The following is a 25,000-nucleotide window of genomic DNA, read 5'->3' as shown; positions in this document are numbered from 1 at the left end:
TTTCTGTCGTTGATCGGAGGAATCAAAGAATTCGGAATCATGGGATTAGTGCTGGGCCCGGTCGTAGTCACGTTAGTTGTCATTCTTTGGGATTTTTGGAAACTGTATCGCAAGGAATTAATTTTAAGCAAGGGACATCGGTAGTAAACATTGGAAGATTCCAAACCGCTTACCGTTTCGGAAGTCACGAAAATCCTTAAGAACCTAATCACAGGATCTAAAGATTTAAAGAATATTTGGGTTCGAGGAGAAATTTCCAATTATAGCAAAGCCAGTTCGGGACATATTTATTTCTCCCTTAAAGATTCAAGTTCGCTAATGCGATGCACTTTTTTCAACTACTCGAACAAGAATTATTCCGGAAAACCCCTCTCTGATGGAAAGGAAGTTCAGGTCTATGGAACGGTTACGCTCTACGAAGCCGGAGGTTCTTATAATCTCAATGTGGCTAGAGTGGAGGAATTGGGCCAAGGGGATATTCTACTTCAAATCGAAAAACTCAAACAGAAGCTCGCGACCGAAGGAATCTTTGATCCGGAACGAAAAAGAAGAATCCCGTCTTTTCCGAAAACTCTCGGAATTGCAACTTCTCCCTCCGGTGCTGCAATAGAAGATATTATCAAAATTGCCCGCTCTCGTTTTCCGGGAATTAACATTCTCATTTCTCCTTGTTTCGTTCAAGGAGACGAAGCCCCGGATTCAATCGTTACTGCGATCAAAGAACTGAATCATCCTAGTTGGGGGGTCGACGTAATTATAGCAGGCAGAGGAGGAGGTAGTTTCGAAGACCTGATGGCGTTTAACAACGAAAAGGTGGTTCGGGCTTACGCAAATTCCAGAATTCCCATCATCTCTGCAGTAGGTCATCAAACCGACGTCTTACTAAGCGACTTTGCAGCGGACTATTCTACCCCGACTCCCACCGCGGCGGCAGAATATGCAGTTCCTAAAGAAGAAGATGTACTTCAATTCTTAACCCAGTTGGAAGGCCGGCTGAAAACTTCCCTGCTTGCAAAAATTTCATCCAGTAAAGACAGACTTAGACTTTTGTCCGGAAAATTTATCTTTAAGGAACCGATGCAACTTCTCAACCAGAGAAACCAAAGAGTGGATGAGATCGGAGTTCGTTTACAAAAGGCCGTATTCAACAAAGTGGGCCTGGCCCGAGTTCGATTGGAGCGGTACGAAGATCTTACATCCAGAATGCGGAATATTTTTTTTCATAAAAAACAAAAAGCGGAATTTTGGACCACGAAGGTGGAAGACCTTTCTCCACCAGCCACGATGAAACGGGGATATTCGATTCTTAGGAACCAAAAAGGAAAAATCATACGATCTCCGGAAGAAACAAAGCCGGAAGAAGAATTGCAAGTTTTACTTTCGAGTGGAACGATGCAAGTAATCAGAAAAGGAAAGTAAGAATGGCGGAAGCAAGATCAAAAATTTCATTTGAAGATGCTCTGGTTGAGCTGGAACAAATCGCGGAAAAATTGGAGCGCCAAGACTTTAGTCTGGAAGAGTCTCTCAAGGCGTATGAAAGGGGGATGGAACTCAAAAAAATCTGCCGGGGAATTTTGGATTCTGCGGAAGGAAAAATAGAAGCCCTTACCAAAGACGAGTCGCAAAAGACAAACAAAACTGGTTTTCGGACAGAATCCAAATCGACATCCCAAACTTCCTCCGATTCCGTTTTAGAAGAAGATCTCTTTTAACTTTCCGGAAAAATTACGTTGAATCTGCAGTGGATATAACTAAAGCGATGGTTGCATTTTTCTTTCACTCTCTCCAACTTATTTTTTGATTTGTTAATTCCTATTTATAAGAAAAAGTTCCTTTATTTTCTTAAGAGCTTATCCCAAAATCAATTACAATCATCATTCAGCAAGTTCATAATAAAACGTAGGAACTCTCACATTCAGAGGGCTGATGACAGTGTCGCGGGGCTCTCACAAAAGACGGTTTTGAGACCAGCTCAGCATATCAGGTGTGTTTTTGTTTTCTTTCGCAAGCAACTACGTATTCCTGGAATAACTCGGATAGATACCCGCTTCTCTATCGCAAATAAATGTATTTCGAATCGGATTCTTTTGCAAATTCATCGAGGGCTCTGTATCCTTGGAACCACTTTGTGCTTTCCTTATGCGCGTCTTGATACTCTACTTTAGAGTCGGTCTCAAAACCTGAAGAAAAATATCTCTAAACGATCCGGCAAGTTTTTAAAAAACGTGAAAGTTCCCACAGAAACCGTTGTATTGAAGGTTTTTCCTGTCGTTTAAGATTGTAATAGCTCCTACATTCCTAAGGTTTTGAGACCAGCTCTTAGTTTGAAAAATTCAGGTGAAACGCTTTTTACGAAAGCGTTTCGGGTCGTGAATCACTTTGGTTATGAAATTTACGAACGATTTGTCCAAATTTTTTTATATCGAATTCACGTTAGTTTAAACGAAAAAAGCAGAGAATGGGCCGTTTCTCTGGAATTTAGAACATAGAAAAATTAGAGTTCTATCAAAGGTTTTATACAAAAATTGAGTTTTTCTTGTTCTATTTTGTTAAAAGTGGTCTAACAAGAACCAAAAAAGAATTCAAAATTGGAAGAAGGAACGGAGAGTTGGCTCCCCCTGCTGGGCTCGAACCAGCGACCCAGTGATTAACAGTCACTTGCTCTACCGACTGAGCTAAAGGGGAGTATCCTCGGTAGTGCAACCTATATTTTCAAAAAGGGGCAAGAACGCAATCTCAATTTGTCTCATTGGAGTGTGTTTTTCTAACTTTTCAAAGGAAAAATTTTAAATTTTTAAAAATGAGAGAGCCAAAAAACGCTTTGGATCATTTTTCCTCTTTCTTAGAGTGACATAATCCCTTTTATGAGTGTTATGGAGTCAAAAAAAAATTTATGAAGATAAACCGGCATTTTACCGCCCCTCGAAATGGAGAATCCCCTACAATTCGGTGGGCAAAACGGAATTCAAAAATTACCAACCCTGATGGATCCAAAGTTTTCGAAGCAAATGATATTCTCGTTCCGGAAGATTGGTCCCAAGTTGCCATTGATATTTTAGCGCAGAAGTATTTTCGAAGAAAAGGTGTTCCAAAATACCTAAAAAAAGTACAGGAAGATGGAATTCCAGAGTGGTTGCAAAAATCGGTTCCAGATACGGAAAAATTGGAATCTCTAAAACCGGAAGATCGTTTTGGCGGAGAAACCAGTGCCCTTCAAGTCTTCCACAGACTTGCAGGTTGTTGGACCTATTGGGGATACAAATATAAATACTTCTCCGATGAAGAAAGTGCTAAAGTTTTTTATGATGAAATCGTTTCTATGCTTGGAACTCAGATGGCGGCTCCAAATTCTCCACAATGGTTCAATACCGGTTTAAACTGGGCATATGGAATTGACGGAAAATCTCAAGGCCATTATTATGTGGACCCCACCACTGGCAAACTTGTAAAGTCGACTTCCGCATACGAACATCCTCAACCTCACGCTTGTTTTATACAAAGTGTAGATGACGATCTCGTTAATGACGGCGGGATTATGGATCTCTGGGTACGGGAAGCCCGTCTGTTTAAATATGGTTCCGGGACGGGAACTAATTTCTCCCATTTAAGAGGAGAAAACGAACCTCTTTCCGGAGGTGGAAAAAGTTCCGGTCTGATGAGTTTCTTAAAGATCGGCGATCGTGCTGCTGGTGCAATCAAGTCCGGTGGAACGACTCGCCGTGCCGCAAAAATGGTTTGTCTTGATGTGGATCACCCCGATATTGAAAGTTTTATTGATTGGAAAGTTACCGAAGAAAAGAAAGTGGCCTCCCTCGTCACTGGTTCTATACTGAACAATCGTCATCTTAACGCAATCATGTCCGCTTGTTACGAGATGGAAGGAGAAGATCGTTTCGATCCAAAAAAAAATCCCTCCTTAAAAAAAAATATCCTCGAAGCAAAGAAGGTTCTCATTCCGGATAATTACATCAAACGAGTGATCGACCTTGCCAAACAGGGATATAAGGAAATTCTTTTTGAGGAATTGACCACTGATTGGCAATCCGATGCTTACAACACGGTATCCGGTCAAAATAGTAATAACTCCGTCCGTCTTACGAACGAATTTATGGCCGCGGTAGAACAAGATCAACCTTGGAATCTTTATTTTAGAACCGAAAAAGAAAAAGCGAAGTTCGAAGGACGCAAAGCGAAACCTTCTCAAACCTTGCGCGCTCGCGAACTCTGGGAAAAGATTTCTTATGCAGCTTGGGCAAGTGCAGACCCTGGAACTCAATATCATACCACTATTAACGAATGGCATACTTGTCCGGAAGACGGTTCAATTAACGCTTCCAATCCCTGTTCCGAATATATGTTCTTGGATAATACTGCCTGCAATCTCGCATCTGCAAATTTGCAAAAATTCGTAAACCTGGAAACTCTCAACTTCGATGTGGAAGGTTTTCGTTATCTCTGTAGACTCTGGACGATCATTCTTGAAATTTCCGTGACTATGGCACAGTTTCCTTCCAAGGAAATTGCGGAGCTTTCTTATAAGTTCCGTACTTTAGGTCTTGGCTACGCGAATTTAGGTTCTGTTCTGATGATCTTGGGTATTCCTTACGATTCTCAAGAAGCGATGGCAATCACAGGTGCCATTTCTTCTATCATGCATATGACTGCTTATGCAACTTCTGCAGAGATGGCCAAAGAACAAGGTCCATTTACGGGCTATGCGAAAAATAAAAAACATATGCTTCGCGTAATTCGCAATCATAGAAGAGCCGCCTACAATGCTCCTTCTAGGGATTACGAAAATTTAACGATTACTCCCATAGGAATTAACCCCGCGTTCTGTCCTTCTTACCTGCTTAAAGCAGCTCAAGAAGATGCGGACTTGGCACTAGAACTAGGCGAAAAACACGGATTTAGAAACGCACAAGTTACGGTAATTGCTCCGACTGGAACCATCGGACTCGTGATGGATTGCGATACCACAGGAATCGAACCCGATTTCGCCCTTGTGAAATTCAAAAAACTTGCAGGCGGTGGTTATTTCAAAATCATCAACCAATCCGTTCCTTACGGTTTGAAAAAATTAGGTTATTCTACTTCTGAAATTGAAGCGATCGTAAATTATTGCAAAGGGCATGCGACTTTGAATGGAGCTCCCATAATCAATACGCAAACTTTAAAAGAGAAGGGTTTCACAAACGAAATTCTTGAGAAAGTGGAAGCGTCCCTTCCTCTTGCATTCGATATCAATTTTGCATTCAATAAGTTTAATTTGGGAGAAAACTTTCTAATCAAAAACTTGGGAATTACGAAGGAAGTTTTCAATGCTCCAGGCTTTTCTCTTTTAGAACATCTAGGCTTTACTAAAGAGGAGATCAACAAAGCGAACGACTACGTCTGTGGAACGATGACGATCGAAAACGCTCCGTTCTTAAAAGAAAAGGATTATCCCGTATTCGACTGTGCCAACAAATGCGGAAAATACGGAAAAAGATTTCTCTCCTACGAATCTCATATACATATCATGGCGGCGGCTCAACCTTTTATTAGCGGTGCAATTTCTAAAACGATCAACCTTCCGGAAGAAGCAACCATAGAGGATATTAAAGATGCTTATTTCCTCTCTTGGAAAATGATGATCAAAGCGAACGCCCTCTACAGAGACGGGTCTAAACTTTCCCAACCTCTCAATTCCGTATTAGAACTTTTGAATGGAATTGAAGTAGATGATCGGGACGAAATCAGGGAAGCGATGCTTTCCAAAGACCCAGTTCAGATTGCTGAGAAAGTAATCACAAAATATATTTCTCATAGAAGAAAGCTTCCGAGCCGCAGAGCGGGATATACTCAAAAAGCAATCGTAGGCGGACACAAGGTATATCTTAGAACTGGCGAATACGAAGACGGTCAGATCGGTGAGATTTTTATCGATATGCACAAAGAAGGAGCCGCGTTTAGAAGTTTGATGAACGCATTTGCCATTTCAGTTTCCTTGGGATTACAACACGGTGTTCCTTTGGAAGAATATGTGGATGCATTTACTTTCTTCAAATTTGAACCGAACGGTATTGTTTCCGGAAATAAACACATCAAGATGAGTACATCTGTAATCGATTATATCTTCAGGGAATTGGCAATTACCTACCTCGGAAGGTACGATCTTGGGCAAGTCTCTCCGGAAGACTTGAGAGGAGACGAAATCGGTTCCAAACGAGCCACCGCCGAATCAAATTCCCAGGAAACTATCAACTTCACAACTATAACGACAGAACCCGTTCCGAAAAAAGAAGTGGAAACAATTTCTTATTCACAAATGATTTCTAAGGAAAGAGCCACGACTTCCCTTGCTCTCTTAGAAGAAATCAAACTCGCCAAGATCAAAGGTTATACTGGCGACTCTTGTTCGGAATGTGGCTCTTTTGAGATGGTGCGTAACGGATCTTGTTTGAAATGTATGTCCTGTGGCGCTACTACCGGATGTTCTTAATCGAATTACGCAGTTTGTTTTCTTTGCTCAAAGATATAGGTATGACCATTCGGTTGTATTTGGAAAGGAACAAAAACTCTATAAAAGTTTGAGTGATGTGGCTCAGACTTTTATAGAATAATCAAATTTAGAATTCATCTCAAAAGCATTACAACGTTTTTGTTAAAGGTTTTTCCTAAAAACCCATTATTCAACCATTTGTGACTAACTGTCCAATGCTTCGTTTCTGAGTAAGCGATACCTTTCTTAATAAGAATTTCATCAACCTTTGACAATTCTTCCTAAATCCAAACGAAGATTGTCTTGAGATCTCAGTAATCCCTTATCGCTTCATTTTTTTCACTTGGAACATGGATTGATTCTAAATCTCCAATTCGTAATAATCTTGCTAATTTAATCGCATCTCTTTTTCCGTTTTGATCTTATCTGAACTCTGTCTTGGAATCTTTCCGGGGCTACCAGGATGCAGTTTTCTTGTTTGTGGTAAATGCTTGTAAATCTAATCCATGGTTTTCAAGCCCAGAATGCGCCATTTTATCTAAGGGGTCAATTGGAGTGCTGAAATCTTTCAAACAGATAATATATTTTACGGATTTGTAAGTTCTGGAAAAAAGAAATCCTGAAAATTAAAACGGTTTAATCCGCTGACATAAAATCGCATATGAAAAATACGTCCGTAGAGTCCAGAGTCCTTGACAATTCCATGAAAATAGTAATACATTAACCTGTAATGGAAAAGAAGACAGTGAAATATAAAAAAACTAAAAGTTTATCCCAATACAATAAGAGGGAATTTCGTTACAATGTAGTTTAACGTGAATTTGATATAAGAAAAAGAAAGTTGGGCAAATCGTTTACAAATTTTATAGTAAAAATGGTTCGAGAGCCGGAACTAAAGTACCGCTCGCTCTCTACGAATCGCAGCATAATGTTCCAATTCCTTCGGAATTTCCGCTACAATCGCTTTTGCATTTGTTATGTAAGACTCACGTTAGTTGAACAATCTCCGCTTTGAAAACGAGATTCTTCAAGAGACGTTTAAGGATTGTTATAGTCGAGTAAGAGTTCAAGAAGAGAATTTAAAATCCATGGATAAAAAGATTTACTGCTACAGATGGGCACGTCATATCAAAAACCGACTTCAAAATTCTGCCACGGGGCATTCATGGGAGCCGTAGCGGCTTAAGTTTCTTCGAGCGCCAATAGAAGCATACGGTTTAATTTAACAAAAATGTAGGAGCTATTACAATCCTAAACGATAAGAAAAAACTGTCAATACGACGCAATCTGTGGGAACTCCCACGTTTTTAAAAACTTGCCGGATCGTTGAGAGATATTTTTTCAGGTTTTGAGACGGGCTATAAGTTCATTTTTACGGAAATATCTTTGAAGCCCAAGAAATTCCTTAAAACTAGGATTCTTAAGTTCGTGTCTTTTCCGTAAATACAACAAACCTAAGAATCCGTTCACGATCACGAGAATCTTTGTATCCCCGCGATCAATTGTTGTTTTGGAAAGGTCCCTATTTCATTGACAATCCGGTAAAGCCCAAGGATAACCGCATATGTTCGAAAGTTGGTCCATTCCTACCGCACGAAATAAATTATCTACTTCGGCCTTGGAAATAAGCCCTTTCTGAATCAGTTTCCACCCCAGAGATTGAGGAGAAAACGGACTTTTAATCGAAAGGAACTTATCGGTAAAACCAGGAGTTCCCTCAAGCGGAAGAGGAGAGCCGTCGTAGAGTTCGTTTAAGGTGATTAGTAAATCCTTTAAACTGATCACAGTATTTTTGGGATGAACCACATCTCCATACGTAGTCGACTTATAGCTGACCGGTCCTCCGTCCAAGAGTTCACCCAACAATTTCATTTGATCGTATTTGTAACTCAACAGATGAAGATTGGAAGCGTTCGAACCGGTCGCGTTGTAACAATCGATGTGAAACGGAGCAACTTGTAACAAATAATGACCAAAAGCGTCATAACGCATTTCGTTATTCGAATTCGTTTTGTAATCCGTAAACGTAGAATTGATTCCCTGGATATTCTGTAATCTGGAATTCCACTCCGGAGAATTCTCCGCAATTCCCCTCTTCCACATTTCGTATCGGAACCTCTGAAAATCGGAATACTGTTGGTCTACGACCGGAGTGAGTTGCCAACCGTATTGATAGGTACCGAAATAAATAGCAAACGGATCGTATCTCCAAACACCTCGATTCCTGCTAATCAAATATCTTCCGATCGGATTTACAATCCCTTCCTCAAGAGCGGTCACCATATCTTGGTATTGATATATGGAGTGAGACCGACCATAGTTGTGATTGTTTGAATCCCTAAATTGACCGGCCCAATTCACTTCGGCCAATGACAAATTAGGTGCCGCAGAAAATGTAAGAGTATGTCCGAATTCGTGACTTAAAGGATGGTCCACTGGATAAATAACAATGGCATTTAGCGCCGGTGCTAAAAAGTATATATTTCCAGGAATCGCTCCCGAACCGTATGAACCCGTAAAATGAACCGTATAACATCGATTACAGTTTTGAGACGGATTATTTTGAAACATATCAAAGTGGATCTTATCGATCGATTCAGATTTGACTCGATTGTGCAACTCCACCGTGCCTTGCCAATTGGAAAGAGTATATTTCATACTATTTACAAGATTTGGGGATACGGAATTCAAGATATTCACTGTTTTGAGGTCGTAGGTTTTTGTAGCTGCGTCCCAATAAGGACTCAAAGAAAGCGTCGTTTCAAAATAGGATTCCACCTTACTTAAGTTAATTGGATCTACGTAAAGAGTTTGAAAAAATTTACTTTGGTCGTAGGGAAGATAATTCAGACCGGCTACATCGGTTTTATTCCAAAGAGCGCGAATGGTTCCCGTGGAATTGTTATAGGCAAGATTTGTTTTGTAATCCAAAACAACTGTAATCCGAACTCGATCCGGTGTAGGAATCGTATTAAGACAACCGTTCACTTGTGCGGCCACATTACCATCCAAATCGTTTTGCAAATTGGAAACGTAACATCCGGTAGGATTCGTTTGAGTGCTGGAAAAGAAATTCAAATGAACTTGGCCGGGTAAAGGTCTGTAACTTCCCGGAGCAGAAACGTCACTCGAAATCGCAGCGCCCGTTGTAGGATCAAAATGACGTTTGAACTCATGGCACTGTTTCCAAGGAATCGTAAAAGGGGAACTTCCAATATTTTGATGATGACACTGTTCATCTTCTAAAAAACCGATCTTTGCTTTGAATGTGATGGGTTTTTCTTGTACGCAAAGAATTCCCATCTCCATACTTCCTTGAGAATTTGGATCTTGGGTTTCTTTCCACTGACAAGGAATGGAACTTGCCGATATGGAAGTTCCACCGCTGTAATTTGCATACCCAATCCCACCTTGAACGGATACACTTCCGCTTGTCCAAGGTTGCAACCCGGAAGAACAAAGTTGTGTAGATGGGACCGTTTTCCAGTTAGATTGGAGTCCGGTCCAAATTCCGAAATCCCAGACGTAAAAAGAATCGGCGAACGTATTACTAAGCCATCCCGCAGAAAAATCGAAAAGCCCCACATCGTTCGTAGTAAACACCATCTTCCCATCCGGTCTATAATACGAAGTGTTTTTTTGAAAAACCCAATCTTTTTGACCTGACGAAGAATTCGGACCCACCGTGGTTGCGACACGATTGATTCCGTCGACAAGCATTGCCTTGTAAAATCCGCTTCCCGATATACCGGAAGGAATATGGGAATTGCAATACGCATCTGCGCCGGAAATGCCTGAAAAGTTTCCGTTGTGAGTAAGAGGTGAAACCGAAGAACTGCTCGTATAACTCGTAACGAACACGTAAAGTCCTCCCGAAGGAAGTATGGTCAAGTTATTCGAGTGCGAATCGACTAAATTCAAAATTGAATTTTTCAAGGAAGAGATTCCGAACAAATTCGAATTTTTCTCCTCTCCGCATCCTCCAAAAAATGCGGTCACAAATATAAAAGAACAGAAATATATTTTTTTTAATATGTATTTCAAAATTCAAATCTCCTTAGAAAAAGTAAACAATGGAAGAAACGTTTTTTGCGTACGTTTTTCTTATAAATGACTTTTTACGTTTGATTCAAGCAAGTTCGTGCTGTAGTAGTAACTTGAGTTAAACGCAAACTTCATTTCTAAAGAGTCCTTGCATTTTGCGAACTTATATGATATTTTTATTTAATTGTAACCGCTCAATTTTTCATAATACGAAGGAGTCCCTACGTTTTAGATGTCAGTGGATATAGTGTAAAGTTCTAAAATCAAATTTACAAAAATCAAATTGTTTGATGAACGAAATGAGAAGTAAAAAAAGTCTACTTACTGATGAAGCCGAACATTGTTTGTAAAGAAAAATGGAGAATCTTAAAACAACTTATGATTGCCTCTTTCATTCGAGATCGTATCTCTGTTTGTTTACAAAGTCTGGATTCAAAGTAAACGACTTCAAAATAAATCCTAAATATCAGAGTTTTAGAAAATACCAATGAGCCAATTGAAAATGCTTTTCATTAAAAGTTTCAAAGGAAACTGATTTATAAGGCATTTAAGGATTCCCAGGAGCTAAAGACCCGGATATTCCCGGGATTTTCACTTCCGGTTTATTGACGGTTCCCATAACTGGGATACACTTACTTCCACTTTGTTTTTCTAAGAGAGTCAACATATCCTGAATATCCTGTCTTTCCAGCTCGAAGTTGCGATCCAGTTCTAAACAAATTCTAAGATTCAACTGAGAAAAGGACATGTTTTCCGATAGACGAATATTTCCAGTGATATCAAAACGCGCGATCGATGTGTCTAATGTAAAATCGTTAAAAATGAGATTTCCGCCCTGAAGGTTCAATTTTGTCAGAAACTTTTTAATCGTGATATTTTTCAGTTCGCCTAGAAGAGGAATTTCAGGAAGTTCCTGAATCATGCCTGAAGAAGATCCGGCCGGAATTTCCAAATGTAGCGTACCATTCATTCTCGAAAAACCTTGGTCTAAATTATCGAATTTTCCCTGGCCTTCAAAGCTGCGAATCTTTGCTAAGGGTCCATTTTCGGTGTCGATTTTTAAGGAAATCAGTTTAAATTTTCCGTTGAATTTTTTCTTAATTAAACCTAAGAGGGAAGTTTTCAGAACAGCTTCTTCCGTTTTGATCTTAAGATTGGAAGATGTGGTGATTTCTAGGGTATCCAAAGTTACATTTCCCAAAATCGAAATACTCAAATCCCTGAAATTGATGATTGTTCCCGTTTTAGCGGAAGAGGACTGTAAGGAACTACGAACGACCTCATCTAAAGGAAAAAGCCAAACGGTAAAAATGAGAAACGAGAAGAGACCCGTTCCAATAAGAATCAGCTTTTGTCTGAACGTAAAACGAGGGGCCGGTTCCTCCTCTTCTTCCTGAAGTTCAAGAGTTAAAAATTCCTCTTCTTCGCGAGTAAGTGCGGCCTCTTCCTGAAATTCTTTTTCTTTTTTCATCATTTTGCGCCCACCACAACTCGACTGTAGGTGGAAAGTTTCAAATTTACATCATAAACTTCTTTTCCTAAAAACGGCTTTTTAAAATTCAAATACTCCACTCTAGCGTTAATCATTTTATTCTTTTCTATATCATAAACCAGCCGAAAGATATTGTCCAAGCTGACCGATCGAAAATTGATATCAATCGTGATCCGATTGTATTTCTTATCTTCGATCGAATTGGAGTCTTTCATCGTAGAAATTTTTTCTTTCAATCCGTATCGTATGAAAATCTCATCTAATTTCGCGTAAACGGCGCTTACGTCGGTCTCCCCTCCGGAAGAATCCAAAGACTTGAAATCGTTAAACTCCTGAATAATCTTATCCAGTTTTACGGGGGCGGTTCTCGAATCCTGAACTTTTTCCGTTAATCCCTGACGAAGGGTTATCACTTTGCGGATCGCCAAAAATACAATTAGTAAAAAAACCGCCCCGATTCCTCCAAGTACAATCAGTCTTTCTCTGGGTTCTAATTTATCAAGCATGGCGATCCTAAAACGATTCCTCAGGGGAAATTGGTTTATTGACAACTTTCATCTTAATGATAAAAAACACTTTGTAATTTTTAACGCCTTGCATCAATTTTTTGTCCACAATCTCTATGTCTTTAAACATCGGGGACTTTTCCAAAGATCTTTGTACAATTCCTATTTCACTGAACTCGTTTACTTTTCCTCCGATCTTGACGAGATCCTGATCGTAATCGAACTGATCCAACTGAAACGGTTGCATATCGGAAGAAGGAAAATTTATGGACAATTCGAACAGGATGTCAAGAATACTCGGTTTACTTAAGTATAATCTGTAAATCTCGGTTTTTTTCTTCTCTTCGTTCTTGAGTTTAGCGGCATATTCTAATATATCTACATCTTCGGGAGCGGGTCTACCGAAACCTTTCTGAAATTTTTCCGCAAGCATCTTGTCGCCCGCACTGAGTTTTCGTTTGTCGACTACGATTCCTACGAAAAAAACCGTGATTAGGATGAACAAAGAAATTCCCGAAAAAATCAAATGTGGTCTAAACTGATCTAAGTTTAGAATGTTCTTATTGATTCGCTTAACGTGGGGGGTATCTATAAAATCGACCTTATCTTTTTTCGGAAACCCGAAATGATAACCCATTCCCAAACAAGTAGAGAATATATCCCCGTTCAAAGAAAGGAAATCATATCTACGAATGATAAGTCCCAAAGAATCTCCGAGAAAGGACTCGATTCCTCGGATCTTACTTCCTCCACCCGAAAGATATAAAACTTCCGGTCTTTCAGCCTCGTCCATTGACACGATACTTCTGTTGATTTCAGATGAAAGTTTTTCCGCAAATTTTACGGTAATTTGAAATGCCTTTTTAATATCGATTGCTTTGAGTTTGAATTCCTTCGCGAATAAATTGAGATCGATCCCTTCTCCCGCAAACGGTTCAAATTGAAGAGAAAATTGAATCCCTTCCGCTTTTTCAAAAGGAATCTTTAAGTCGGACGCAATTTGTTCCGTAAGAGTATCCCCACCCATGGAAATATATCTGGTATGAGCGACTTTTCCTTCGTTCAAAATGCTTAAGATGGTAACTCGTCCGCCTATGTCCACTTGGGCAGATTTCTTATGAGTGATTTCTTTGTTCGAATGTTCGGAGACAACGGAAGCGAGGCTGACCGAATCCACGAACAAACCTCTAAATACGATATTGCTTCCGAGAAATGGTGCGGTGATAAAATCCAATTCGCTGTGGTGCGCCGAATACGCGATCACGTTCGATTTTTCCTGATCAATTCTCCATATATTTCCCGTTACCTCGACGGTTTCCATGGGAAACGGAATTCTGTTTTCCACTTCAAAGGGAATCACTTCCCGAACCGCTTTTACCGTAGTAAGAGGAATAGAAAACTCCCTTACAAAAAGACGACTCAAAGGAAGATTCAAAACGATACTCGTTTCGCCAGGAAAATATGAGTTGATAAAACGAAGAATATTGTGTTTGCATTCGTCCTCTTCTCCATGAGAGATATTCATAATCTCGGAGCGTAGAATGTTTAACTTACCGAGAACTTTTTGAAAAAGAACGCCCTTGATCGCACTCGTTCCATAATCGATTGCAAGAAATTGATCGTAAATAAACATCTGTTTTTCTAGTCTTCCATATAATAAAGCATCTGGTTATTTGTCAGATCGAAAATACCCGTGATTCTGCGAACCGTATTCTTTACTTGACCCACTGCCACGATTCGAAAAATTTCCCCCTTGGTTTTTACTCTTCCTCCCGAGACATCGGTTCCTTCTCCAGCGAGTTCCTTATAAAGGGTCAATCCCCCCGCGGTTGGAATTTGAAATTCCTGAAATTTTTCCAGATCCTTCAATTCTTTGATAAAACCGCCACGTTCCAATTTGAATTTAAGAATTCTCATAGCGGCCTGTTTAGTCATAAAATCAGATAAAGACATCAAAACAAAGTATGGCGCACCGTTCAAGTTGATTCTATCATCCGAACTTTGTCCGGAGGGGATATATGCGGTCACGTTATTCGCTAAAACGAAATCGCTATCTCCGATCAGTGCACGTTCCTCGTCCGACTGAAATGCTTTGGAATATTTCTGATCAAAGTCCGGCGGCTTTAGAGAACCGTAAACCGTTTCTCTATCGAATCCCTTCACAGAAACCAGTTCGGAAAGAGAGTACATAAAAGAATTTTTATTCTTCCGAGGGGGTTTTAGAGAGGAGTAATACCCATCTTCCGCACCTCCGCCGACTTCCTGAAGATCGGTATCCAACCAATCGAAAATTGGAAAGAGTTTTTCCCGTTTGATACCGAATTGATCAAAAAGTCTGGAAAGCATTTCTACAGAACGTAAATTCTGCTGATTGCCGTCCTGATTCAAAAGAGAATTCAAATTGATCTTTCCGTCTTCGGAACTGATCTTGTAATAAATGGTCCCACCTCCCAACGGCAAAGGCGGAGGGTTGAGTGCAATTCCGCTTTTGTAGAGATATTCCTCTGGAATTTTCTTAAGTGCTCCTAACGCTCCCTGGAAACCCGCTTTTGCAAGAAGAAGCGCCCGAAACCCGTCCGCATTCGCTTGAGCGACCCTCAGTTCTCCCAAAGAGAGTTCTCCGAACTCCGTAGCCGTATAAAAGGAAGCAGTACCGATCGCCATCACTAAGATCACGACCATAAAACCTTTTTTGAATTTGTGAATGTTTCGTCGTAGTAAAATCATTTTATGGCCGGTTCTTATTTTAAAGGTAAACGAAACTCTTGGAATGTTCTTCCGCGTATTCAAAAAAGTAATCTTTCGAATCGAGTTTAATAAAATTTGAATATTATTTAAAAAGAATTCCCGGAAACGCGAGCGTTTCATAACGGACCTCCTTCTTTCCCGAGTTTACGATCAGCTCGATTCGGATCAGTCTCGGAATCGATTTGGTAAGTTTTGAATCCCATTCGTCTTCCCATTTCGCTCCGGTTCTGGAATACCTGAGCTGAAAACTTTTCACGTAGGTCAATAAAGTATATTCCGTTCCCCCCGATTTCGGATAACGATCCACCATCTCATCCTCTCTGCGTATAAGTAGATTATAATCGGAGTTATCCGGCATTGGTTTTAAATAAAAAGAGACTTCTCTCACTTCCGGCATGGATGTTTCTTCCGAATTCGGATGTGTAGCCGCAAAGTCCAAACGATCTTTACGATCGATTCCTCTTCCTTCGTTTTTACCGATAAAGATCAGTCTCCTTTGAGTTTGATGAAAGTATGTCATCGAGATCGTACTTCGAATATTCTCAATCGCAAGAAGAATATCCCTTTTTGCCGCCCCTCCCGTAGAAGAGGATTCTCTGGAAATTTTAAGAGAGGTGTAATACGTAGAAAAAATTCCGACAAATATGACGCCCAAAATCATCACCACGATCGAAATTTCGATCAAGGTAAAACCGTTTCGTTTGAAGTGGGCATTCTTCATTTTCATTTTAAATTCTTAATATTGCGCGGACTTAAACGTTTCCGCCGTATAAGATTCTGTTCCATTTCCAGTGGGATATTTGATCGTGACCTTAATTCTGAAAACTCGGATGATTCCGACGGTAGCCGCTCCCTGATTTGCCTGCCCTGATCTCTGCATGATCAATTTATTCATCTCCGAATCCCGACCACCGAGCAGATCCTCTGGTTTTTTGTTTTCTTTTCCGGCAAGTTTCATAAGATCCATCTCTTCCTCATTAATCATCGTTTCAAAACTGTATCCGGGATAACCCGGAATATCACCCGTGGTTTTATCGGATTGAAGAACCGACACGGAATCGATCTGGGCCATTTTAATTTTAGCGAGATGAACCGCGTTCGAGATTACAGTCGCCATTCTTTGTTGTCTGATTCCGTTGGCGATAACCATGTACGTGTATGTCATCGAAATTCCGGCTAACGCGAGTGCGATGGAAACTTCGATCAAATTAAAACCGCTTCGGATCAATTTCGACGAATGTGCGCAATCTCCGATCGAACGAGTTTCGTCGTTACGATGCAAATTCGTTTTGTAGAATCCGAATTGACGTATGATTTTTGCGATCCGGAAAGAAACGGATTTACGGCTGTTGCTGTTCGGTATCATCCTGCTCTTTCCAATTTTTATCAGTCGTCAAATTCGAAGAAGTATGAAACTGCTCTCCTTCCAACACGGAAACTTTCCCCCCATATCGATAAAGGATTAAGGTCCTGTAAATGGAAGGATCGTTTCCTAAATGAACGCTGTAATCCGCCGAGATTCCGAGATAGGTATACGGAACTTTGATGATTCCTTTCGTATATCGAAAACCTCGAATATCAGTGATGTCGATAATTTCGGAAGTATAGGGAAGTTTTTGAGGTTTAAAAATTAAGATTTCCTTAAGTCCGCTTTCGTCTCGAACCAATTTCTTAACGGCATAAGTGTCATTGTCTATATCTAATTCCAATATCATCGTAGTATTCGTGAGAATGGACTTTTTATAACAAAATTCGGCCGCTTGTTTTAGAATTTGCGCCGCATCACTTCCAGAAGGAATAATGAAATTCGCGGCGGTACTTGCGAGAATACTAATTAACCCCGCGAGTATCGCAATAACAACGATTAACTCTATCAGAGTAAATCCTTTCCGGATGTTTTGTAATTTCATAACCGGAAAGGAAAGGTAGAATTACTTTCTGTGGAAATCGGAAGGATATTCGTCTTCATTAAGGATGTTAAAGTCAGCATTTTTACCCTCTCCGCCTTCTTTTTTATCCTTACCCATGGTTATGAGTTGAATGTCACCGTTTGTATCCCTTTTGAGTTTATAGGGAGTTCCCCAAGGATCGTTGATCGCCGACTTTTTGGTCAAGATCGGTTTCCAATCTTCAGGAACGTCTCCTGTGGTGGGTTTTTCCACCAAAGCTTCAAGGCCTTGTTCATCGGAGGGATAAGTCCCGTAACGTTGTGCGTATCTTTCCAAATGCGATTGAAGTTCGTAGGCGTCTTTTTTTAGTTTGAGAGCGGCAGTGTCGTCGCTGATCTCACCGGGACGGAAGTTGGAATAAACGAGGGCGATCAATGCACCTAGGATGATCACAACAACAGCGAGTTCGATCAGCGTCAGACCTTTTCTATATTTTCTTTTTAATTTGGATCGGTTCAATTCAATTCTCCTTAATCTAAAGTTATATGTTTTGAAGTTGTTGTGTCAAGTTGTACATTGGGACCATAATGGATGCCATGATCGTTCCAATGAGCAGTCCCATTACTACGATCATCAAAGGTTCCATGGATTGTGTCATCGTTTTAATCGCGGTATCTACTTCGGTATCGTAGATATCCGCAAGTTTATTCATCATTTCCGGAACCCGGTCCGAAACCTCTCCTGCGGCAATCATACCCACCACCATCTGGGGCAGAATTACGGACCCGCTGAAAGATGCGGAAAGTTTTTCTCCTTCCTTGATTCTTTCTACTGCGTTTTTAATTTCTTCTCCGAAGATAGAATGATTCACGATTTTTTCCACGATAGTTAACGTAGTAATCAAGGGAACACGGTTACTCAAAAGAATTCCGATGTTTCTTGCAAAACTGCTCACGAGAACCTTGCGTGCAAGAGAACCCAAAATCGGAATCTTCAATACGAACTCGTCCCAATTCCGTTTTCCTTTAGGAGTGTTTTTATAATAGATAAAACTCATAACGGTGCCGAAACCCAAGGCAAGAAGAAGCCACCAAAATCCGATCAGAATGTCCGAAACTCCGATTACGATTCGAGTGATCAAAGGAAGTTTCGCGTCGAACTGTAAAAACAATTCTTGAATCTGCGGAATAACTACCGTTAATAAAAAGATCGTAACGAAGATGGATAAAGAGCCCATGATGAACGGGTATACCATCGCGACTTGAACCTTTGCTTTGAGTTCGCTCGATTTTTCTTCGAGTTCGGCAAGTCTAGTCAACGTGGCTTCGTAATCCCCTGTTTTTTCACCGACTGCGACAAGAGACGGAAATTGGCTGGGAAACACGTCGGGATGTTTTTTCATCGCTTCCGATAGGGAGGAACCCTCCGTGATATTTGTCTGCATTCCGGTAAGAACTTTTCTGAAATTTTGGTTTTCCGTTTGTTCTACGATGCTGGAAAGGGATTTATCCAGAGGAATTCCGGCACCGAGTAAAGTAGCGAGTTGTCTGGAAAAAAGCCCGACTTCTTTACGAGGAATTCTATAAAAATATTTTGCTAGAAATGGAAAAAGTTCCCTGTCTTTTCGTTCGGAATCTTCAGAGATATTGCGAACATACAACCCCTTGTTTTTCAGTTTGGATCTTGCGGCTTGAAGAGAAGCGGCGTCTATAATCCCTTTCTCTTCTTTTCCTTTTTTATTAAATGCAACGTAAGAATAAATGGCCATGAAATTAGGTTACTCTGAGGACTTCGTCGATCGTAGTTACTCCGTCGATTATCTTTTTGACTCCGTAATCTTTTAGAGTTTGGAAATTATGTTCGAGCGCGATCTCGTTTAACTGACCTGCATCCTTACCTTGCAGGATCGCATGTTTAATGTGAGAATTTACTAACAAAAGCTCGTAGATTCCCGTCCTTCCTTTAAAACCGGTTCCCATACAATGAGAACAACCCTTACCTCTGTGTAAGCTTCCGTTTTTTAAAGCCTTCCTAGAAATTCCAATCGATTCCAATTCCGAAGTGGTAGGTTTGTAAATCTCTTTACATTGAGTGCAGATGACACGTACAAGTCTCTGAGCCATAAAGCCCAAAACCGTGGAAGTGATAAGATACGGTTCGATTCCCATATCGATCAAACGAGTCGCCGCACTGGCCGCGTCGTTCGTATGCAATGTGGAAAACACAAGGTGACCCGTAAGAGAAGCCTGGATCGCGATCCTCGCGGTTTCCTCGTCTCGAATCTCCCCCACCATAATCACATCCGGGTCTTGTCGTAAGATCGCTCTTAAACCGGTAGCAAACGTAAGACCGATTTTCTCCTGCATCTGCATCTGAGAAATTCCTTCGATCTGATACTCCACGGGATCTTCACAAGTGATGATGTTTCTTTCTTCTGTGTTCAGTTCGCTGAGCGCCGAATAGAGTGTGGTGGATTTTCCCGATCCGGTCGGTCCCGTAACGAGAACGATTCCATGAGGTTCGTAGATTAGAGAACGAAGCGATTTGATGAGATCGGGATAAAAACCCATCGTATCCAAAGAATACTTTTGATCCGTTTTGTTCAAAAGCCTCATAACGATCCTTTCTCCGAACTGACAAGGAATCGTAGAAACCCGTATATCGATGTCCTTTCCAGCAAGTCTGAGCTTAATTCTCCCGTCTTGAGGAAGTCGATTCTCTGCGATATTCAGATTCGACATGATCTTGATCCTGGAAGAAATTCCGGCGTGATAGGATTTTGGAGGACTAAGAACGTTATGCAAAATACCATCCACCCTGTAACGAACCACGAGTGACTTTTCATACGGTTCGATGTGAATGTCGGAAGCTCTTTCGTTGACGGCCTGCGAAAGAATCACATTTACCATTTTGATGATAGGGGCGTCGTCGCTTAAATCTAGAGTTTCGTTTTCAAAAGCTTCCGCAAGTTCCGAAAAACTTCCCTCCATTTCATTTAGCATTTCCTTTGCTGATGAAGAGGTAGTATCAAACTGAGAGTGGATGATTCTCATGATCTCCGGCTCCGGAGCGAGAACAAATTCTACGTTATATCCTTTTAAAAAATTCCGCACGTCGTCCATCGGATGCAGATCGGACGGATCGGACACGGCGACTCGAATCGTCTTTTTGGAAAGTTGAAATGGAACGATCCTGCTTCTTTGAAGGAGTTTCAACGGAATTTGTAAAAATACGTCTTCTATTCCCGTAAACTCAAGTTTTTCCCTGAATTCAAACTGATAGAGTTTGGATAAAGCACGGAGAATATCGGTTTCTCCGGCGATTCCTTTTTTCTGAATGATATGACTGAGTGGAAGGTTATTTTTCTTCTGAACCTTAAGGGAATCTTCCAGATCTTTTTCGGATATGATCCCCTCTTCGATTAGGATATCTCCGAGAGTTTTCAAATTTTAATCCTCTTTTTCAAAGAAAGATTTGATTTCTTTTTCTTTATTGAGGATTCTTTCTCTTTCGAGTTCGTATTGTTCCTGTAACATCTTTTTCTTCACGGTCATCTTATCCGCATTTTCTCTACTGTCCAGTATATGCGGTGTGATAAAAACCATCAAGTTCGTCTTTTTGATTTTTTCGGTAGTCCTTTTGAAAAGATGACCTAAATACGGAATATCTCCAAGAAAAGGAATTTTAATAATCCTCTTTTGTTTATCATTTGAGATAAGTCCCCCGATCACGATAGACTGAGTGTTTTCAATGGAAATGGAAGTTTTGATTTCGCGTCGATTGAAAGTCGGATTCCCTCCGGCAAGGGCAATCTCAGCGATATTCTTAATCTCCTGGAAGAGTTCGAGAGTAATCCTATTGTTTTTGTTTACGTGCGGAGTAAACTTGAGTTTGATACCTGTGGGACGATATTCGTAGTTGTCTACTGTAACCGCATTTGTTCCACCGGTACCGGCATTCCTACTCTGTGTCCGAACCGGAACATCCTGGCCGACACTGATTTCCGCTTCTTGATTGTCCACGGTGAGTACCTGAGGAGCGGATAATACGTTGAAATTTTCATTTCCTTGGTTAGCACTTAAAATTCCGATGATCTGTTCCGAACCTGCTTTTAAGAACCCCAAAGAGAAACCGCTGAGTGTGTTGACATTTGGATTGATTTGTCCGTTTGAATTGATGATATTTGCCTCTTTAGAAAGACCCGAGTTGAATTGACCAAAAGCCTCTCCCTTATATCTCCAATCGATTCCGAAATCGTTCAAGTCGCTAGAAGTAAGTTCCACAATCAGCACTTCTAAGAGAACCTGTTTTCGAGCGGAATCCAAAACTTTAATGATCTTTCGAATCTCGGCCCATTCGGCATTCGTTGCGGTTACAATAACGGAATTGGATTCTTTATGACCTACTGCCTTGATCTTCTCCACTTTCATCGGTATCTGTCCCGGAACTTTTTTCTCGGGGTTCAATTCTTCGGATTGAACCACAGGATTATCCAATTTAACGAGAGTGGCCGCGATCTTTTCGGCCTCGCTATGCTCCAGAGTATAAATGTGCACGTCACCGGCGGACGAGATTGCCCCCGGACTTGCTTCTTCCAATTTCAGGTCGAGTTCGTTTATCAAAACCAGCAATTTATTGATGTCAGCTCCGGAACCGGAAAGAACAATCGTGTTCGTATTTCTATAAACGATTACGTCCGTATTTGGAGAGGTCAGACGTCTGAGAATCGGTTCTAGTTCTTCCGGTTTTGTATTTTCAATAGGAATAATCTGAGTGATCGTTCTGTAATCGCCGACTTCCGTTTCAGGAATCAATTCCTTACCGACTCGGACCACGGGAGATCTTGCAAGTGCATCCTTAATCTTGACAATCGAAATCAGATCCGGTTCTTCCACCACGCCAAAACCGAGGGATTCTAAAACTGATTTCATAAAGATGAATGCATTTTTAATCGGAATTTCCTTTTGAGAAATGATCGTAATCTTTTTACCTTTTAAACTCTCATCTAAAAGAATGTTTTTCTTTAAGATAGCGCTCATTCCTTTGAGAAAATCGTTCAATTCGGTATCTCTCCAATTTGCATAAAAGCTCTTTTCCGCCGGTTCTTCCGGAGCGGTGGCCGATCTTGTTTTAACGGAAGATTTTTTCTTGCTCTGAGGAAATACCGGTTTGTCCCACACTAAAAATAAAAGTATGAGAATGGGGAATATTCTAAAGATTGAAAATTGACTGATTGTTCCGTACATTTTTTTAATTTCTGATAATAAATTCGTAGCTGAGAATCTGACTACCTCTTTCTACATCTACTGTAATCTTATCGGCAGTTTTTACGGCTCCCCAGATTTCTAACATTTTTTCAGTTTCGGTTAATGGCATTCCGTTTACTCGTTTGATGATATCTCCATTTCTGGCCCCTAAGGCATAAAAAATATGTTCGGGAGTTACACTGTAGATTTTATAACCGGTGATTTTTCCATTAATCAATGCAGGACCGAATCTTGCATTCTTAAAGATTGCCGCTTGGTCTTTCAGCTTACGGTTTACGTCTTGTCTAGAAAGAACCTTTCGGACCGTATTCCCGGTAGGAAGTTGTTCGCCCTCCGCTTTTGTATTGGCGTCTAGACTTAGTTTGGCTTTTGCTTCTCCCGGTGTTTGACCGATCTCAACTTTGAGGGTAACTCCTCCCTTTTCCAAAACTACGTAGTTGAGCGCAATGGAACGAATCTTATATCCACTGACAGTCTCACCGATCCCAAACTCTTGGGATTCGGCTTTTCCTTTTTCCACGATCGTAACCCGAGCAAAGGACCAGTGTCCGCTCAAAGTACCGGTAACTTTCATGTCCTCTCCTTCTCCCGTATCCGGGGGAGCGACAGACATTTCACCTTCTACAGGAATTTCCCCTTCTTTGGAGATGACTCCTCGGATTAAATTTCCTTGAACCATTTCTTCATAAGAAGAAAGGGCTCGATTGATGGTTTCCGGACCCATTTTACGAATCGGACTTACGTTAGAGTTCACCGCTTGAACACTTGGATTTAAAAAAGCGAGAATAACGGCTCTTAGAAGATAGGAAAGAGAATAAGAAAAGAATAAAATTACAGGAATAAGAGTATAAAAAGTGTTCTTCCTGAGTTCTAAAAAAATCGCGTTCATAGGAATTCGATTAGTAAATTTCTTTCAAGAAATTAGGATACTTCCAATTTCTATTTGGATTACAATCTGGCAAATTTACCCGGATCTAAAGGAGTAACAATCTTCAATGCCTTTTTCAAAGCGGTCTCAGGATTTACTCTAGTTCCGTTTAAAAAGACCTCAAAATGAAGGTGAGGTCCCGTAGCCGACCCGGTTCTGCCAATTGCACCTATGACCGTGCCAGTGCTGACTTTCGTTCCCTGATCGATCGTAATTTTCGAACAATGGGCATACATTGTTTTATAACCGTTCTCGTGATCGATGATAACCGTATTCCCATAACCTCCGTTTACCCCGGCAAAAGATACAACCCCGTCTGCAACTGCAAGAATCGGAGCGCCTTGTGTGCCTGCAAAATCCAAACCGGTATGAAAGCCGCGGGAACCGGTATGAAACGGATCCTTTCTTCTTCCATAACGAGACGTTATTTTTGCGTTCAAGACCGGATGTACAAATAATCTACGAAATTCCACTCTTTCGCGGCTTGCGTTACGCACTTGAACCGGAATGGAAATATTCTGTCCGACTTGAAGCGTAGTGTTTTTTTTCAGACCGTTTATAGAGATAATTTTTTGAACCGAAGTTCTCATATCTCTTGCGATCTTGGAGAGAGAGTCTCTCGGTTTTACAACATAATTTTTATAGATGATCCCACTATGGCTTACGATTCTGGAAGAAATGATTTTACTGACATTGATAAAACTCGGAAGTTCTAAATTGGACTTATCCTTATGGTAATTGAGGGAATATTTTTCCTCCTGCCAATTTTCAGGGGATTGGGAAAATAATTGTTTAATTTTACGCTCTTCCTTATCGGAAAAGAAGGAAGAATCCTTATTGGTATATTCCGAAATCTCAGCATCATAATTCTTCAAAGGATCCGCAAAAATAGGGCTGAGAATCAAAGAAGAAATGAGAGGAATAAAAAAAAGTTTTCCATTCACTTTTTTAATATCGGATATGAATCTATCCGATCTTGATCCCGCTCCTGTAGAAGATTTATTTTTTCTTTTTATATTCCACAAGTTCATTGGCCATCAACTTATCTAAGTCCTCTATAGTAATCTTTTTATCGCCGTATTCATCATTTAGTTGATAAATGATCATCCTTCCGATAGCATACTCTCTTTTATGATCCGCAGGATAACATTTGATTTTTACCATGGAAGGGGTCGATTCCACATAAATTCGAACGAGCATTCCCTTTTTAAAAGTTTCCGTGTTGGAAACTTTTTTGTCTTTCGTTAGGTAATAAATTTTTTCCGAATAATACTCGTTGATAGGAGCAATTGCGTCCTTACGAATGAGTCGATTGCCACAACCTGCGAGAAAAAGAAAAAATGTGGGAAGCAGGAAAACGGTAATACGAAACATTCCAGAGCAAAATTATAGAAGCTAAACGTATTTGAAAGGAGTTTTTTGAAAAAGCAGAATTGCCTTTTTAATTTTTCGAACGAAAACACGATTTCTAGCACGAAATCATAGTCCCCAAGTAAAAGAATCGAAACCGTACTTTCCGGAGGAAAGTATGAAAAATTCTTGGATCTGTTTGGCCGGAGCCAATTTGGAAGGTTTGGATGCATTTGTTGTCGATGTGGAAATTAACCTCAAACGAGGTTTGCCTCGTTTTATGATAACGGGA

Annotated in this window: 20 protein-coding genes, 1 tRNA gene and 2 pseudogenes (2 of these 23 cut by a window edge); 6 read left to right on the top strand and 17 right to left on the bottom strand. The window is 40.5% G+C overall.

The window, feature by feature from the left end:
• The 3 genes in view from CLV95_RS07545 to CLV95_RS07535 are tightly spaced (at most 6 nt apart) and all read left to right on the top strand, a layout consistent with a single transcriptional unit that may run on beyond the window.
• Positions 1-144, top strand: partial view of an AI-2E family transporter gene (locus CLV95_RS07545; protein ID WP_107694909.1) — the final stretch only. The gene continues 984 nt to the left of window position 1, outside the view; 144 of the gene's 1,128 nt are visible here — the last part of the coding sequence; its start codon lies beyond the left edge, outside the window; the stop codon is at positions 142-144.
• 6 nt (positions 145-150) lie between these two features.
• Positions 151-1,419 carry an exodeoxyribonuclease VII large subunit gene (gene xseA / locus CLV95_RS07540; RefSeq protein WP_002735774.1) on the top strand — a complete coding sequence of 423 codons (1,269 nt, stop codon included), beginning with the start codon at positions 151-153 and terminating at the stop codon, positions 1,417-1,419.
• Between the two features lie 2 nt (positions 1,420-1,421).
• Entirely contained in the window at positions 1,422-1,712 is a 291-nt protein-coding gene (locus tag CLV95_RS07535) for an exodeoxyribonuclease VII small subunit (protein ID WP_002728555.1), read from the top strand.
• A gap of 897 nt (positions 1,713-2,609) precedes the next feature.
• Here CLV95_RS07535 and CLV95_RS07530 read toward each other — a convergent pair.
• A tRNA-Asn gene (locus CLV95_RS07530) sits at positions 2,610-2,685 on the bottom strand.
• 208 nt (positions 2,686-2,893) lie between these two features.
• Here CLV95_RS07530 and CLV95_RS07525 point away from each other — a divergent pair.
• Entirely contained in the window at positions 2,894-6,484 is a 3,591-nt protein-coding gene (locus CLV95_RS07525) for a vitamin B12-dependent ribonucleotide reductase (protein ID WP_002728565.1), read from the top strand.
• A gap of 161 nt (positions 6,485-6,645) precedes the next feature.
• Here CLV95_RS07525 and CLV95_RS19310 read toward each other — a convergent pair.
• Positions 6,646-6,955, bottom strand: a pseudogene (locus CLV95_RS19310) (IS110 family transposase); the annotation flags it as partial.
• 524 nt (positions 6,956-7,479) lie between these two features.
• Between CLV95_RS19310 and CLV95_RS07515 the strand changes: the two are divergent.
• A pseudogene (locus CLV95_RS07515) lies at positions 7,480-7,587 on the top strand (IS110 family transposase); the annotation flags it as partial.
• A 424-nt stretch (positions 7,588-8,011) separates the two neighbouring features.
• Here the strand turns inward: CLV95_RS07515 and CLV95_RS07510 are convergent.
• The 15 genes from CLV95_RS07510 to CLV95_RS07440 form a co-directional block, all read right to left on the bottom strand.
• Positions 8,012-10,531: a DUF1554 domain-containing protein gene (locus CLV95_RS07510; RefSeq protein ID WP_026053971.1), complete on the bottom strand. Its 2,520-nt coding sequence runs from the start codon at positions 10,529-10,531 to the stop codon at positions 8,012-8,014.
• A 544-nt stretch (positions 10,532-11,075) separates the two neighbouring features.
• Positions 11,076-11,999 (bottom strand): type II secretion system protein GspN, encoded by a 924-nt coding sequence (gene gspN / locus CLV95_RS07505; RefSeq protein ID WP_002728428.1) that lies wholly within the window; start codon positions 11,997-11,999, stop codon positions 11,076-11,078.
• Positions 11,999-12,526: a hypothetical protein gene (locus CLV95_RS07500; protein ID WP_002728458.1), complete on the bottom strand. Its 528-nt coding sequence runs from the start codon at positions 12,524-12,526 to the stop codon at positions 11,999-12,001. Before CLV95_RS07500 ends, gspN begins: the two co-directional genes overlap by 1 nt.
• A gap of 7 nt (positions 12,527-12,533) precedes the next feature.
• Positions 12,534-14,159 carry a cell division FtsA domain-containing protein gene (locus tag CLV95_RS07495; RefSeq protein WP_107694907.1) on the bottom strand — a complete coding sequence of 542 codons (1,626 nt, stop codon included), beginning with the start codon at positions 14,157-14,159 and terminating at the stop codon, positions 12,534-12,536.
• An 8-nt stretch (positions 14,160-14,167) separates the two neighbouring features.
• Positions 14,168-15,394 carry a type II secretion system minor pseudopilin gene (locus tag CLV95_RS07490; RefSeq protein ID WP_165794397.1) on the bottom strand — a complete coding sequence of 409 codons (1,227 nt, stop codon included), beginning with the start codon at positions 15,392-15,394 and terminating at the stop codon, positions 14,168-14,170.
• Positions 15,357-16,001 (bottom strand): type II secretion system protein GspJ, encoded by a 645-nt coding sequence (locus CLV95_RS07485; protein ID WP_002729848.1) that lies wholly within the window; start codon positions 15,999-16,001, stop codon positions 15,357-15,359. Before CLV95_RS07485 ends, CLV95_RS07490 begins: the two co-directional genes overlap by 38 nt.
• A 9-nt stretch (positions 16,002-16,010) precedes the next feature.
• A complete protein-coding gene (locus tag CLV95_RS07480; protein ID WP_002728531.1) occupies positions 16,011-16,640 on the bottom strand; it encodes a type II secretion system protein in 630 nt (209 codons plus the stop codon).
• Entirely contained in the window at positions 16,615-17,184 is a 570-nt protein-coding gene (locus tag CLV95_RS07475) for a pilus assembly FimT family protein (protein WP_002728441.1), read from the bottom strand. The genes CLV95_RS07480 and CLV95_RS07475 overlap by 26 nt, the downstream gene beginning before the upstream one ends.
• A 21-nt stretch (positions 17,185-17,205) precedes the next feature.
• Positions 17,206-17,682, bottom strand: coding sequence for a type II secretion system major pseudopilin GspG (gene gspG / locus CLV95_RS07470; RefSeq protein ID WP_002728417.1), 477 nt, complete (start codon positions 17,680-17,682; stop codon positions 17,206-17,208).
• Positions 17,683-17,704: 22 nt separating this feature from the next.
• Positions 17,705-18,931, bottom strand: coding sequence for a type II secretion system F family protein (locus CLV95_RS07465; protein WP_002728437.1), 1,227 nt, complete (start codon positions 18,929-18,931; stop codon positions 17,705-17,707).
• 4 nt (positions 18,932-18,935) lie between these two features.
• Complete coding sequence (gene gspE, locus CLV95_RS07460) at positions 18,936-20,609, bottom strand: type II secretion system ATPase GspE (protein ID WP_002728426.1); 1,674 nt, start codon at positions 20,607-20,609, stop codon at positions 18,936-18,938.
• A 3-nt stretch (positions 20,610-20,612) separates the two neighbouring features.
• Positions 20,613-22,409, bottom strand: coding sequence for a type II secretion system secretin GspD (gspD, locus tag CLV95_RS07455; protein WP_002728400.1), 1,797 nt, complete (start codon positions 22,407-22,409; stop codon positions 20,613-20,615).
• A gap of 4 nt (positions 22,410-22,413) precedes the next feature.
• Entirely contained in the window at positions 22,414-23,319 is a 906-nt protein-coding gene (locus CLV95_RS07450; protein WP_002728397.1) for a type IV pilus biogenesis, read from the bottom strand.
• A 59-nt stretch (positions 23,320-23,378) separates the two neighbouring features.
• Complete coding sequence (locus tag CLV95_RS07445; RefSeq protein WP_002759845.1) at positions 23,379-24,383, bottom strand: LysM peptidoglycan-binding domain-containing M23 family metallopeptidase; 1,005 nt, start codon at positions 24,381-24,383, stop codon at positions 23,379-23,381.
• Entirely contained in the window at positions 24,358-24,732 is a 375-nt protein-coding gene (locus CLV95_RS07440) for a type II secretion system-associated lipoprotein (RefSeq protein WP_002728383.1), read from the bottom strand. The genes CLV95_RS07445 and CLV95_RS07440 overlap by 26 nt, the downstream gene beginning before the upstream one ends.
• Positions 24,733-24,886: 154 nt before the next feature.
• Between CLV95_RS07440 and CLV95_RS07435 the strand changes: the two genes are divergently transcribed.
• Positions 24,887-25,000, top strand: the start of a protein-coding gene (locus CLV95_RS07435; RefSeq protein WP_002728419.1) for a YifB family Mg chelatase-like AAA ATPase. It continues 1,425 nt past the right edge of the window; the window shows 114 of its 1,539 coding nt (coding positions 1-114); it begins with the start codon at positions 24,887-24,889; its stop codon lies off the right edge, out of view.

Origin of the sequence: Leptospira borgpetersenii serovar Javanica (assembly GCF_003046425.1) — a bacterium.
In the GTDB taxonomy this organism is placed as follows: domain Bacteria; phylum Spirochaetota; class Leptospiria; order Leptospirales; family Leptospiraceae; genus Leptospira; species Leptospira borgpetersenii.
The sequence above is the reverse complement of the archived record's forward strand: the minus strand, read 5'-3'. Positions and strand labels throughout refer to the sequence as shown.